We start from the raw sequence: 13,331 nt of genomic DNA, 5'->3' as shown, positions 1-13,331 counted from the left end.
GTGGAGAACCGTTTGTCCACAGCCTGACGGGGCCTGTAGCCAAAATGTGCCAACGACCGAACAATCGGTAGGTGAGGCGGGTCACAGCCGACACGCCTCCCGTAGCCGCTCCCACGAGGAGGTGCCGTCATGACGGTCATGGAGCAGCGAGGCGCGTACCGGCCTTCGCCGCCACCCGCCTGGCAGCCCCGTATGGACCCCGCGCCGCTGCTGCCCGACGCCGAGCCCTACCGCGTCCTCGGCACCGAGGCGGCCGCGAAGGCCGACCCGGACCTGCTGCGCCGGCTGTACGCACAGCTGGTGCGCGGCCGCCGGTACAACACCCAGGCCACCGCGCTCACCAAGCAGGGCCGCCTCGCCGTCTACCCCTCCAGCACCGGTCAGGAGGCCTGCGAGGTCGCAGCCGCCCTGGCCCTCGAGGAGCGCGACTGGCTCTTCCCCAGCTACCGAGACACCCTCGCCGCCGTCGCCCGCGGCGTGGACCCCGTGGAGGCCCTCACCCTCCTGCGCGGTGACTGGCACACCGGCTACGACCCCTACGCGCACCGTGTAGCGCCCCTCAGCACCCCGCTGGCCACCCAGCTCCCGCACGCCGTCGGCCTCGCCCACGCCGCCCGCCTCAAGGGCGACGACGTGGTCGCGCTCGCCATGGTCGGCGACGGCGGCACCAGCGAGGGCGACTTCCACGAGGCCCTGAACTTCGCCGCCGTCTGGCAGGCTCCGGTGGTCTTCCTGGTGCAGAACAACGGCTTCGCCATCTCCGTCCCGCTCGCCAAGCAGACCGCCGCGCCCTCCCTGGCCCACAAGGCCGTCGGCTACGGCATGCCGGGCCGGCTGGTCGACGGCAACGACGCGGCCGCCGTGCACGAGGTCCTCAGCGACGCCGTACGGCACGCCCGCGCGGGCGGCGGTCCGACGCTGGTCGAGGCGGTGACGTACCGCATCGAGGCCCACACCAACGCCGACGACGCCACCCGCTACCGCGGCGACGCCGAGGTCGAGGCCTGGCGCGCGCACGACCCGATCCAGCTGCTGGACCACGAGCTGACCGCGCGCGGCCTGCTCGACGACGCCGGCCGCGAGGCCGCCCGGCAGGACGCCGAGGAGATGGCCGCGGACCTGCGCGAACGCATGAACCAGGACCCCGAACTCAACCCCATGGACCTCTTCGACCACGTCTACGCCGAGACCACCGCGCAACTGCGCGAGCAGCGCGCCCTGCTGCGCGCCGAGCTGGAGGCGGAACAGGACGACCAGGAAGGCGACCACCGATGACCACCGTCGCCGTCAAGCCCGCCACCATGGCGCAGGCCCTCACGCGCGCGATGCGCGACGCGATGGCCGCCGACCCCACCGTGCACGTCATGGGCGAGGACGTCGGCACCCTCGGCGGTGTCTTCCGGGTCACCGACGGGCTCGCCAAGGAGTTCGGCGAGGACCGCTGCACCGACACCCCGCTCGCCGAGGCGGGCATTCTCGGCACCGCCGTCGGCATGGCCATGTACGGGCTGCGCCCGGTCGTGGAAATGCAGTTCGACGCCTTCGCCTACCCGGCGTTCGAGCAGCTGATCAGCCACGTCTCCCGCATGCGCAACCGCACCCGCGGCAGGATGCCCCTGCCGATCACCGTCCGCGTCCCCTACGGCGGTGGCATCGGCGGCGTCGAGCACCACAGCGACTCCTCCGAGGCCTACTACATGGCCACCCCGGGCCTGCACGTCGTCACGCCCGCGACCGTCGCCGACGCCTACGGGCTGCTGCGCCAGGCCATCGCCTCCGACGACCCGGTCGTCTTCCTGGAGCCCAAGCGGCTGTACTGGTCGAAGGACTCCTGGAACCCCGAGCACCCCACAGACGTCGAGCCCATCGGGCGCGCGGTGGTGCGCCGCCCGGGCAACAGCGCCACGCTCATCACCTACGGTCCGTCCGTGCCGGTCTGCCTGGAGGCCGCCGAGGCCGCCCAGGCCGAGGGCTGGGACCTGGAAGTGGTCGACCTGCGCTCCCTGGTGCCGTTCGACGACGAGACGGTCTGCGCCGCGGTACGGCGCACCGGGCGCGCGATAGTCGTGCACGAGTCGACCGGGTTCGGTGGCCCGGGCGGCGAGATCGCGGCCCGCATCACCGAGCGCTGCTTCCACCACCTGGAGGCGCCGGTGCTGCGCGTGGCCGGCTTCGACATCCCCTACCCGCCGCCGATGCTGGAGCGGCACCACCTGCCCGGCGTCGACCGCATCCTGGACGCCGTGGCGCGCCTGCAGTGGGAGGCCGAGGGCTGATGGCACAGGTGCTGGAGTTCAAGCTCCCCGACCTCGGCGAGGGCCTCACCGAGGCGGAGATCGTCCGCTGGCTGGTGCAGGTCGGTGACGTCGTCGCCGTCGACCAGCCGGTCGTGGAGGTCGAGACGGCCAAGGCGATGGTCGAGGTCCCCTGCCCCTATGGCGGCGTGGTCACCGCCCGCTTCGGCGCGGAGGGCACGGAACTGCCCGTCGGCGCCCCCCTGCTGACGGTGGCGGTGGGCCCCGAGGCTTCCCAGGTCACGGGCGGGGACACCGAGGGATCGGGCAACGTCCTGGTCGGCTACGGCACCTCCGAGGCGCCGGCGCGGCGCCGGAGGGTGCGGTCGGCGTCCCTCGCCAACGGGACGGCGAAGGAGACCGCTCCGGCACGGCTCGCCCCCGTTCCCGCGGCGGCGCCCGTGCTCGCCGAGGGCCCCGTCCCCGTGATCTCCCCGCTGGTGCGCCGGCTCGCCCGGGACAACGACATCGACCTGCGGCAGCTGTCCGGTTCCGGCCCCGACGGGCTGATCCTGCGGGCCGACGTCGAGGGCGCCCTGCGGGCCAAGGCCGCCCCGGCACCCGTCTCCGCCGCCGCGGCGGCGGAACCGGCCGCCTCCATGTCACCCGTCCGCAACGGCATCCGCATCCCCCTCAAGGGCGTCCGCGGTGCCGTCGCCGACAAGCTGTCCCGCAGCCGCCGGGAGATCCCCGACGCCACCTGCTGGGTCGACGCCGACGCGACGGAACTCATGCGGGCGCGAGCGGCGATGAACGCGGCCGGAGACACGAAGATCTCCCTCCTGGCGCTGCTCGCCCGCATCTGCACCGCCGCCCTGGCCCGCTTCCCCGAGCTGAACTCGTACGTCGACACCGACGCCCGCGAGGTCGTCCAGCTCGACCACGTGCACCTCGGGTTCGCGGCGCAGACCCCGCGCGGGCTGGTCGTACCGGTCGTCCGGGACGCCCACGCGCGCGACGCCGAGTCACTGACCGCGGAGTTCGCCCGGCTCACCGAGTCCGCCCGGGCCGGGACGCTGACCCCCGGGGAACTCACCGGCGGGACCTTCACGTTGAACAACTACGGGGTCTTCGGCGTCGACGGCTCCACTCCGATCATCAACCACCCCGAGGCCGCCATGCTCGGCGTCGGCCGCATCGTCCCCAAGCCCTGGGTGCACGAGGGCGAGCTGGCCGTGCGCCAGGTCGTCCAGCTCTCGCTCACCTTCGACCACCGGGTGTGCGACGGTGGCACGGCGGGCGGCTTCCTGCGGTACGTGGCGGACTGCGTGGAACACCCGGCGGTGCTCCTGCGCACCCTGTGACGTACGCGAAGGCCTGAAGGACCCTGAAGGACAAGGAGGCAGGACATACTCGGGGGGTGACCGACAACGCTCCCGCCGCCCCCGGGACCGCCCCGCCCTACGACGCCGTCGTGCTGGCCGGCGGCGCCGCCCGGCGGCTCGGCGGGGCCGACAAGCCCGGACTGCGGGTCGGCGGGCGCGCCCTGCTCGACCGGGTGCTCGCGGCCTGCGCCGGCGCGGCCATGACCGTTGTCGTCGCCGACCCCCGGCCCACCGCCCGCCCAGTGCGCTGGGCACGCGAGGAACCGCCCGGCGCCGGACCGGTCGCCGCACTGGAGGCCGGTCTGCGGCTCAGCACGGCTGAGCACGCCGTCGTCCTCTCCGCCGACCTGCCCTTCCTCGAAGCGGCCACGCTGGAGCGGCTGTTGACCGCCCTGCGGGACGCGGGCTCCGACGGCGCGCTGCTCACCGACGCCGACGGCCGCGACCAGCCGCTCGTGGCCGCCTACCGCACCGCCGCCCTGCGCCGCGAACTGGCCGCCCTCGCGGCCGGGCACGACGGCCTGACCGGCCTGCCCCTGCGCCGGCTGACAGGCGCCCTCGACCTCACCCGCGTCCCGGACCCGCTCGCGTCCTTCGACTGCGACACCTGGGACGACATAGCCAACGCCAGGGCACACATCAGGGAGCATGGGCACGTGTTGGATGAATGGATCTCCGCAGTCAAGGATGAGCTGGGCATCGACCTGGACGTCGACACCGGCGTCCTGCTCGACCTGGCCCGTGACGCCGCCCACGGCGTGGCCCGGCCCGCCGCGCCCCTGACCACCTTCTTCGTCGGCTATGCCGCAGCCCGGGGCGGGGGTGGCCCCGAAGCCGTCACCGAGGCCGCCCGCAAGGCCACCGCACTGGCGCTGCGCTGGGAGGAAGAGAACAACGGGGGCGCGTCCGCCCCGGACGCCGGATGACCGCCCCCGGCATCCGGGCCGAAGCGCCCGCCGAGGACAGCGACGACCTCGACGTCGAGGAGGCCCTGGCCCTCGTGAGGGAATCCAAGGACGACAGCGCCGGACCCGTGCCCTCTTCCGCCGGGGGCCGGCACCGGCACGAGCGGCACAAGGCCACCCCCTGGCCCCGCGCCCGTGAGATCGCCGCCCGCGCCGCCCGCTCGGGCGGCCGCCGCACCCCCGTCTCCGTCTCCCTCGCCGACGCCCTCGGCCTCGTCCTCGCCGCCCCCCTCGACGCGCTCACCGACCTGCCCTCGTTCGACACCTCGGCGATGGACGGCTGGGCGGTCGCCGGACCCGGCCCCTGGGAAATCCGGGACGAGGGCGTGCTCGCCGGACACGCCCAGCCCGAGCCGCTGACCGACGGCGAGGCGGTCCGCATCGCGACCGGCGCCCGCATCCCGGCCGACACCACCGCCGTCCTGCGCACCGAACACGGCCGCACCGACGCCCAGGGCCGCCTCCACGCCACCCGCGAGGTCAGCCACGGCCAGGACATCCGCCCGCGCGGCCAGGAGTGCCGCAGCGGCGACCAGCTGCTCCCCGTCGGCACCCTCGTCACCCCGGCCGTGCTGGGCCTCGCGGCGGCCGCCGGGTACGACACCGTCACCGCCGTCCCCCGCCCCCGTGTCGAAGTCCTCGTCCTCGGCGACGAGTTGCTCACCGAAGGACTCCCGCACGACGGGCTGATCCGGGACGCCCTCGGCCCCATGCTGCCGCCCTGGCTGCGCGCGATGGGCGCCGAGGTGACCGCCGTACGCCGACTGGGCGATGACGCCAAGGCCCTGCACAAGGCGCTCACCGCCTCCGGCGCCGACCTGATCGTCACCACCGGCGGCACCGCGGCGGGACCCGTCGACCATGTCCACCCCACCCTGGAACGCATCGGCGCCGAACTCCTCGTCGACGGCGTCAAGGTGCGCCCCGGCCACCCCATGCTGCTGGCCCGCACCAAGGAGAACCAGCGCCTGGTCGGCCTGCCCGGCAACCCCCTCGCGGCCGTCTCCGGCCTGCTCACGCTCGCCGAGCCCCTGCTGCGCACCCTCGCGGCCCGTCCCGCCCCCGAGTCGTACACGCTGCCGCTCAGCGAGGCGGTGCAGGGACATCCGCACGACACCCGGCTGGTCCCCGTGGTGCTGCGCGGCGACCGCGCCGTACCGCTGCACTACAACGGCCCGGCCATGCTGCGCGGAATCGCCGCCGCCGACGCGCTGGCCGTCGTACCGCCGGGCGGGGCCCGGCAGGGCGAGGAGACGGAGCTGCTGGACCTGCCGTGGGCGGCGGCCGGAATCGGGGTGTGTTTCACGTGAAACTTCCGGGCCATGACGCCATCGCCCGCCAAACGGCTGCTCATGGCCCTCGCGGTGCCGGTCGCCACCGCGCTGACCGTCTACGCCCCGTGCACGTGCGCTGGTTGATCGCGCGCGACTAGGGGAGCTGGGGGGCATGGCGCTTGCCCGCTGCTCGAACGCAAGAGGGGTTCACGTCGGCACGGGCTACGCGGGTGATTGCCGTCCTTCGCTCCCTTCGACAAGCAAGCGTTGCGGCTTGATCGAGCCGTGATCCCCACGACGAAAAGGAAGCAGTAGCGTCGCGCTCATGCATGCGATCACGATTCCCGAACCTGGTGGGCCCGAGGCGCTGGTGTGGGACGAGGTGCCCGATCCGGTGCCCGGTGCGGGCGAGGTACTGGTCGAGGTGGTGGCCAGCGCCGTCAACCGTGCCGACATCCTGCAGCGGCAGGGCTTCTACAACCCGCCGCCCGGCGCGTCCCCGTACCCCGGCCTGGAGTGCTCCGGCAGGATCGCCGCGCTCGGCCCCGGGGTCTCCGGCTGGGCCGTCGGCGACGAGGTGTGCGCGCTGCTCTCGGGTGGCGGCTACGCCGAGAAGGTCGTCGTTCCGGCCGGGCAGCTGCTGCCCGTGCCCCGCGGCGTCGACCTGAAGCAGGCGGCCGCGCTTCCTGAGGTGGTCTGCACGGTCTGGTCCAACGTCTTCATGATCTCCCATCTGCGCCCCGGCGAGACCCTGCTGGTGCACGGCGGCTCCAGCGGTATCGGCACGATGGCGATCCAGCTGGCCAAGGCCGTCGGCGCCAAGGTCGCGGTGACCGCCGGGACGAAGGAGAAGCTGGAGCGCTGCGCCGAGCTGGGCGCGGACGTGCTGGTCAACTACCGCGAGCAGGACTTCGTCGCCGAGATCGGGCAGGCCACGGACGGCGCGGGCGCCGATGTCATCCTCGACAACATGGGCGCGAAGTACCTGGACCGCAATGTCCAGGCCCTCGCCGTCAACGGGCGGCTCGCGATCATCGGCATGCAGGGCGGGATCAAGGGTGAGCTGAACATCGCCGCCCTGCTGAACAAGCGGGCCGCCATCAGCGCGACCTCGCTGCGGGCCCGGCCGCTGAGCGAGAAGGCCGCCGTCGTGGCCGCCGTGCGCGAGCATGTGTGGCCCCTGCTCGCCGCAGGCCAGGTCCGCCCGGTCGTCGACCGCGAGCTGCCGATGCCGGAGGCGGCCGAGGCACACCGCGTGGTGGAGGCGAGCGGCCACATCGGCAAGGTGCTGCTGGTGACGCCGTAGCAGCCCGGCCGGATCAGCCGCGGCGTACCCGCAGGCCCACGAACGCCAGGCCCAGACCCAGGCCGATGAGGACCAGGCCGCTGCCCAGCGGCAGGATCTGCAGGGTCGGTTCGGTGGGGGCCTGGCCCTGGCGGACGGCGTTCTGGTCCACGGGCTGCTGCGGGGGCCGGGCGGGGTTCAGTCCGGCCTCCGCGGGCGTCTCGGAGACCGCCGCTGCCTGGTCCGGGGTGACCGCGGTCTCCGCCTCCTCCGGGTAGCCGTCCTCCGGATCGGTGTCGGGGGCCCCGGTGACCGTGCCGGTGTCGTCGTCGCCCTCCTCCTCGGCGGCCGGCCCGTCCGGCCGGCCCGGTCGCATCCGGCCCTCACCGGCACGGCTCCCGGCCCGCGACGGCTCGGCGAGAGCGGAGGGGGAGGCGGAGCCGGAGGAGAACCGCGCGGCCGGCGAGGCCGGGGCCCGCAGGGTGGGGGACGGGGACGCCGAGGGCGCGGGGGAGCCCGGTGGGGCGGTCTCGGCGCCGTACGCGGTGGCCGTGCCGTACACCGGCACGGTTGCCGCGAGGACGAGCACCAGCCGCAGAAGGCGGAGCGTCAGTCGCAGCCATGGAGTCACGTCGGTGACCTCCCAAAGCCCAGTCGTCGAACATCGACGAAAACCAGCCTCACATTTCGGATCAGGCCAGGCATTCCGGATTGGGCCGACAGGTCTAAACGGTGGATCAGCCCCATGAGGGGGCACCACGGTGATGAGGTGTAGGCGTGCGAGAGAATGGCGGCATGGAGATGCCGAGGAACGAACGGTCGCCGGAGAACCCCCAGATCCTGGTCGTGGGCCAGGACGGCATGGCGATTGGCGGCGGCGGCGGGGACGAGGACTCCCGCGAGATCCCGGTGACGGAGCAGGTCGAGCAGCCGGCCAAGGTCATGCGGATCGGCAGCATGATCAAGCAGCTCCTGGAGGAGGTGCGCGCGGCTCCCCTGGACGACGCGAGCCGGGCCCGGCTCAAGGAGATCCACCGCAGCTCGGTCAAGGAGCTGGAGGACGGGCTGGCGCCGGAGCTGGTCGAGGAGCTGGAGCGGCTCTCCCTGCCGTTCACCGACGACGGAACCCCGAGCGACGCGGAACTGCGTATCGCACAGGCCCAGTTGGTCGGCTGGCTGGAGGGCCTGTTCCACGGGATCCAGACGACGCTGTTCGCCCAGCAGATGGCCGCGCGGGCCCAGCTGGAGCAGATGCGCCGGGCGCTGCCGCCGGGCGTGGGTCACGACGGCGACGACCACCACACGGGCGGCCGCTCGGGCGGACCGTACCTGTGACCCTCGGCTGACCTCAGCACGAAGGGCCCGGCGGCAGTCCGCCGGGCCCTTCCTCATATCTGCCGTGGTGCGGCCATGCCGGCCGTGGTGCGGCCGGTGGCCGCTAGGGGTTGCCCGTCGACACGTTGAGCTGGATCTCGACGTTCTTGGGGTCGACGTCCGTGCCCTGCTTGGGGAACTGGTCGATGACCGCACCCTCGCCGTACGTGTTCTCGTTGACATCCTTGGTCGTGATGCGCCAGCCCGCGGCGGCCGCGCAGTCCTTGACGGACTTGATGTACTTGAACCGGAAGTCCGGGAGCGTGATCTTCTTCGGGTCGTTGTACGACTCCTGCGGCTCCGTGCAATCGGTCTTCTCGACGGTCTTCGACGTGTCCGGACCCCGGTAGCCGTCCGCATGGGCCGACGCGGAGGGGCTGGCGCCGCCGCCTCCCTTGTCGTCCTCGCCGCCGTTGTTCAGCGTCAGTGCGACGACCAGGCCGACGACCGCGACGAGGGACACCACGATCGAACCGATGATCACTGGCTTGTTGCTCTTGCCGCCGCCTCCGCCGGAGGACTGCACCGCGGTCTGGGGCGTGAGGTTGTACGGCGGCGGGGTCGCGGGGGCCTGCTGCCCGTACCCCACCGGCGGGGTCTGGTAGCCGGCCTGCTGCGGGTAGCCGTACGCCGGCGCGGGGGCCGGGGTCGGCGCGGGGGTGCCGTACGGCCCCGGAGCCGGAGTCGGCTGGTACGGCGTCTGGACCGGGCCGGTGGGCGCCGGGGTCGCCTGGTCGACCGGCGGGAACACCGCGGAGCCGACGCCCGCGCCGCTCTGCGTCGGACCGGAGCCCGGCACGATGCTCGGCGCCGCGCCCTGGAGGGAGGCGGCGACGCGCAGGCACTCGTCGCGCATGGACTCGGCGGTCGGGAAGCGCTCGTTCGGGTTCTTCTTCAGCGCGCGGGCGATCAGCGCGTCCACCGCGGGCGGAAGGGAACGGTTGATCGAGGAGGCGGCGACCGGCTCTTCCTGGACGTGCGCGTACGCGATCGCCAGCGGGGAGTCCGCGTCGAACGGCAGCCGCCCGGTGACCAGCTGGAACAGCATGATGCCGACCGAGTACAGATCGGAGCGGGCGTCCACGCCGCGGCCCAGGGCCTGCTCCGGCGAGAGGTACTGCGGGGTGCCGACGACCATGCCGGTCTGGGTCATCGAGGTGACGCCGGACTGCATGGCGCGGGCGATACCGAAGTCCATGACCTTGACGACGCCGCGCTTGGTCATCATCACGTTGCCCGGCTTGATGTCGCGGTGGACCAGCCCCATCTCGTGGCTGATCTCCAGCGCGGCCAGCACGTCCGCCGTGACCTTCAGGGCCTTGTCGGCGGGCATCGCGCCGTACTGCCGTATGTCCGCGTCGAGCACCGAGCCGAGCGGGCGGCCCTCGACGTACTCCATGACGATGTACGGCATCGGCGCGCCGTCCCCCGCGGCGGAGCCGCCAGTGGACAGCGTGTCCTCGCCGGTGTCGAAGACCGAGACGATGTTGGTGTGCGTGAGCTTGGCCACTGCCTGGGCCTCGCGGCGAAAGCGCTCGCGGAAGGCCTGCTCCCGGCCCAGCTCGGTGTGGAGCGTCTTGATCGCGACCTGGCGGTCCAGCACGGCGTCGTACGCCAGGTGAACCGAGGCCATGCCGCCTTCACCGAGCAAGTCACGCAGCTGGTAGCGACCGCCGGCCAGCGACCTTCCCGCGTACCGGCCCTGTGCGCCGTCCTGGCTCATCTCTCCGCGTCCCCCACTGGCCGTCCGGCGCCGTCATTGAGCGAACAAGCCTTGATCGAATGTGTCATTCCCGGCCAAGTCTGCCCCAGGGCACTGACACGTCAAGCTCGGTGCCCGTTCCGTGACCGTACGCGAAAGAAGCGTCGCGGAAGCGTTACAGCGGCCGTGCGACCAGTACACAGAATTTGCACGAGAGCGCGTGCTAGAGGTTTCATGACCGGTCAGTCTCGGGCCGGTCCCGGCGCCGGATCCGGACCGGCGGCCCCCACGAAGGCTGTAGCGTGGCCGACGGAGACCGTAACAACACCGCGCGCACCGCGGGCAGAAACGACGGCGAGGACCGATGGCACAGACGCACAGCGCCCAGGGCCCGTCCGACCCCGAGGCGACTGGCGGCGGCATGTCAGACACGCCGGAGATGTGGGGCAACGGCGGGCTCGTCGGCGACGGCCGGTACCGGCTGACCCACCGGCTGGGCCGGGGCGGCATGGCCGAGGTGTTCGCCGCCGAGGACGTCCGTCTGGGCCGCACGGTCGCGGTCAAGCTGCTCCGCGCGGACCTGGCCGAGGACCCGACGTCCAAGGCCCGCTTCACGCGTGAGGCCCAGTCGGTGGCCGGTCTCAACCACCACGCGATCGTCGCCGTGTACGACTCCGGCGAGGACTACGTGGGCGGCCAGTCCGTGCCGTACATCGTGATGGAGCTGGTCGAGGGCCGCACCATCCGCGACCTGCTGCTGAACGCCGAGGCGCCGGGCCCCGAGCAGGCCCTGATCATCGTCTCCGGCGTGCTGGAGGCGCTCGCCTACTCGCACCAGCACGGCATCGTGCACCGCGACATCAAGCCGGCCAACGTCATCATCACCAACAACGGCGCCGTCAAGGTGATGGACTTCGGCATCGCCCGCGCGCTGCACGGCGCTTCGACAACGATGACGCAGACCGGCATGGTCATGGGCACCCCGCAGTACCTGTCGCCCGAACAGGCGCTCGGCAAGGCCGTCGACCACCGCTCCGACCTCTACGCGACCGGCTGCCTGCTGTACGAACTCCTCGCGCTCAGGCCCCCGTTCACCGGTGAGACCCCGCTGTCGGTGGTCTACCAGCACGTACAGGACATCCCGACCCCGCCGTCCCAGTTCGCCGACGCCTGCCCGCCGGAGCTGGACGGCCTGGTGATGCGCTCGCTCGCCAAGGAGCCCGACGACCGGTTCCAGACGGCCGAAGAGATGCGCGGCATGGTCCAGTACGGCCTGCAGATGCTGTACGACCAGGGCGGCCACACCGGCACCTGGAACACCGGCCCGGTGACGACGCACGAGGGCCGGCACACCCCGGCGGGCGGCTTCGCGGGGACGACCGCGATGCAGCACCCCGGCGAGTTCGGCGCCGGCACCACGCAGATCCCGCAGCCGATCCTGCCCGGCGGGTACGGCAACGGCGACGACGGCGGCTTCGAAGGGCACGGCAACAGGGGCAGCGGCCGCGGCAAGCTGTGGATCCTCGCCGTCCTCGCGGTGATCGCGATCGCGGCCGGTGTCGCGATCGCGATGAACAACACGGGAGGCGGCAAGGGCCCGGGCACCGATCCGACGCCGAGCCACTCGCAGACCACGAAGGACCACAAGGCCTCCAAGACGCCGTCCGACGACCCCACCGACCAGCCCACGGACACGTCCACCGACGACAGCTCGAACACGGGCGGCGGCTCGGACTGGACGCCGTCGTACACGCCCTCGACGACCCCGTCCGACACGGCCACCTCCGACCCGACCACCGAGCCGACCTCGCCGGAGCCGACGGATCCGGCGACCACCCCGACGGACGGCGGCACGGACACGGGCACCACGGTCGGCGGCACGGACACCGGCACCACGGACGGGGGCACGGACACGGGCACCACGGTCGGCGGCACGGACGCGGGCACCACGGCCGGCACCACGGCCGGCAACGGCGCCACCTGAAGGCCACCGACGGCGTCCGCCCCACGACGCCCTGAGGAAGCACGGCTGGTTCACTCGACGAAGGCGTCGCACACCGCGTCGTACTCCCGGGTCCACCACACCGCGAGCGCCGAGGCGGCCGGGAACTGGCAGTCCGCGCGCGTGTCGCCGCGCTCGTAGTGCCAGCGCAGCATCCAGAAGTCGTTCAGGCGCTCCCACCACACCCGGTGCACGGCCGCCGAGAGCTCCGAGGGAGTGGCGCCGGCCGCGCGCCGGTACGCGCACGCGTACGCCCGTACCTTGGGCAGGTCCAGCGTCCCCGCGGGCCGTACGAAGAAGATCGCGGCGGCGCGTACGGCCTCCTCGGCACGGGGCTGCACGCCGAGCCGGTCCCAGTCGACGATGGCGGCCGGGGCGTCGCCCTTGTAGAGCAGGTTGAAGGGGTGGAAGTCGCCGTGCACCCAGCCCACCGAGCCGCCGCGCGGGGGGCGACGGCCGGTGTGCTGCTCCAGGAGCGCGCGGCGCTCCAGGAGGCGGTGGCGGGCCAGTTCGTCGAAGGCGTCGGCGGGGCGGTGGCGGCGGACGTGGGCGAGCAGGTCGTCGATGAGGGCGAAGGTGTCGGCCGGGTCGGCGCTCTCCACGGGATGCGGGCTCGTGGCCGGGCGCGTCCGACCCTTGGGGGGCATTACGCGCTCCAGACAGGCGTGCACGGCGCCCAGGAGCGCCCCGAGGCGTGCACTCTCCCCGCGGGTCAGCTGGCCGCCGTGGCGGTGCCTGCCGTCGATCCAGGGGTGCAGGGCGTAGGCGTGGCCGCCGACGACGGCGACCGTACGGCCCTCGCGGTGCGCGAGCGGCTGGGCGACCGGGACGCCGAGGTCGGCCAGCCGCTGGGTGGCCCGGTGCCGGCGTTCGATGGCCGCCGGGTCGGCGGTGTCCGGGTCGAAGTGGTGCTTGAGGAAGTAGCGGCCGCGAGTGGTGCACAGCCGGTAGCCGCGGTTGAGCAGGCCCTGGTCGACGGGTTCGCAGGTGAGGGCGGTACCGGCGGCGTACAGGCGCAGCAGGGCGCCCAGAGGGGGCGCGTGGGGTACGGGGGGTGGTACACATGAGCGCGGCACGCGCCAGATGTTAGGGCACGAAAAGAAGCCGTGA

At 73.1% G+C, this 13,331-nt stretch carries 11 protein-coding genes; 8 read left to right on the top strand and 3 right to left on the bottom strand.

Going from position 1 to position 13,331, the window contains the following annotated elements; translation table 11 throughout:
- The first annotated feature begins 129 nt into the window (after positions 1-129).
- The 6 genes from pdhA to ACWC5O_RS10430 all read left to right on the top strand — a co-directional run bounded on the left by pdhA (position 130) and on the right by ACWC5O_RS10430 (position 7,164).
- Positions 130-1,275: a pyruvate dehydrogenase (acetyl-transferring) E1 component subunit alpha gene (gene pdhA / locus ACWC5O_RS10455; RefSeq protein WP_450581283.1), complete on the top strand. Its 1,146-nt coding sequence runs from the start codon at positions 130-132 to the stop codon at positions 1,273-1,275.
- On the top strand, positions 1,272-2,276 hold the full coding sequence (locus ACWC5O_RS10450; RefSeq protein WP_450581281.1) for an alpha-ketoacid dehydrogenase subunit beta: 1,005 nt from the start codon (positions 1,272-1,274) through the stop codon (positions 2,274-2,276). The genes pdhA and ACWC5O_RS10450 overlap by 4 nt, the downstream gene beginning before the upstream one ends.
- Positions 2,276-3,598, top strand: a complete 1,323-nt coding sequence (locus ACWC5O_RS10445) for a dihydrolipoamide acetyltransferase family protein (RefSeq protein ID WP_450581280.1) — start codon at positions 2,276-2,278, stop codon at positions 3,596-3,598. The genes ACWC5O_RS10450 and ACWC5O_RS10445 overlap by 1 nt, the downstream gene beginning before the upstream one ends.
- A 56-nt stretch (positions 3,599-3,654) precedes the next feature.
- Positions 3,655-4,545, top strand: coding sequence for an NTP transferase domain-containing protein (locus ACWC5O_RS10440; RefSeq protein WP_450581278.1), 891 nt, complete (start codon positions 3,655-3,657; stop codon positions 4,543-4,545).
- A complete protein-coding gene (locus ACWC5O_RS10435) occupies positions 4,542-5,894 on the top strand; it encodes a molybdopterin molybdotransferase MoeA (protein ID WP_450581276.1) in 1,353 nt (450 codons plus the stop codon). The genes ACWC5O_RS10440 and ACWC5O_RS10435 overlap by 4 nt, the downstream gene beginning before the upstream one ends.
- A 289-nt stretch (positions 5,895-6,183) precedes the next feature.
- Complete coding sequence (locus ACWC5O_RS10430) at positions 6,184-7,164, top strand: NAD(P)H-quinone oxidoreductase (RefSeq protein WP_450581274.1); 981 nt, start codon at positions 6,184-6,186, stop codon at positions 7,162-7,164.
- Between the two features lie 13 nt (positions 7,165-7,177).
- Here ACWC5O_RS10430 and ACWC5O_RS10425 read toward each other — a convergent pair whose 3' ends face one another.
- Positions 7,178-7,774 carry a hypothetical protein gene (locus tag ACWC5O_RS10425; RefSeq protein ID WP_450581272.1) on the bottom strand — a complete coding sequence of 199 codons (597 nt, stop codon included), beginning with the start codon at positions 7,772-7,774 and terminating at the stop codon, positions 7,178-7,180.
- A 164-nt stretch (positions 7,775-7,938) separates the two neighbouring features.
- On the opposite strand from ACWC5O_RS10425, the gene ACWC5O_RS10420 reads away from it, so the two are divergent.
- The gene (locus ACWC5O_RS10420) at positions 7,939-8,478 is read left to right on the top strand and encodes a bacterial proteasome activator family protein (RefSeq protein WP_450581270.1); all 540 of its coding nucleotides are present in this window, start codon (positions 7,939-7,941) and stop codon (positions 8,476-8,478) included.
- A gap of 103 nt (positions 8,479-8,581) precedes the next feature.
- Here ACWC5O_RS10420 and ACWC5O_RS10415 read toward each other — a convergent pair whose 3' ends face one another.
- Complete coding sequence (locus ACWC5O_RS10415; protein ID WP_450581269.1) at positions 8,582-10,240, bottom strand: protein kinase domain-containing protein; 1,659 nt, start codon at positions 10,238-10,240, stop codon at positions 8,582-8,584.
- Between the two features lie 343 nt (positions 10,241-10,583).
- Between ACWC5O_RS10415 and ACWC5O_RS10410 the strand changes: the two genes are divergently transcribed.
- Positions 10,584-12,203 (top strand): protein kinase domain-containing protein, encoded by a 1,620-nt coding sequence (locus ACWC5O_RS10410; RefSeq protein WP_450581267.1) that lies wholly within the window; start codon positions 10,584-10,586, stop codon positions 12,201-12,203.
- A 50-nt stretch (positions 12,204-12,253) separates the two neighbouring features.
- Here the strand turns inward: ACWC5O_RS10410 and ACWC5O_RS10405 are convergent, their stop codons facing one another.
- On the bottom strand, positions 12,254-13,297 hold the full coding sequence (locus tag ACWC5O_RS10405; protein ID WP_450581265.1) for a phosphotransferase: 1,044 nt from the start codon (positions 13,295-13,297) through the stop codon (positions 12,254-12,256).
- Positions 13,298-13,331 lie beyond the last annotated feature (34 nt).

Source organism: Streptomyces sp. NPDC001450 (assembly GCF_053597295.1).
The sequence above is the reverse complement of the archived record's forward strand: the minus strand, read 5'-3'. Positions and strand labels throughout refer to the sequence as shown.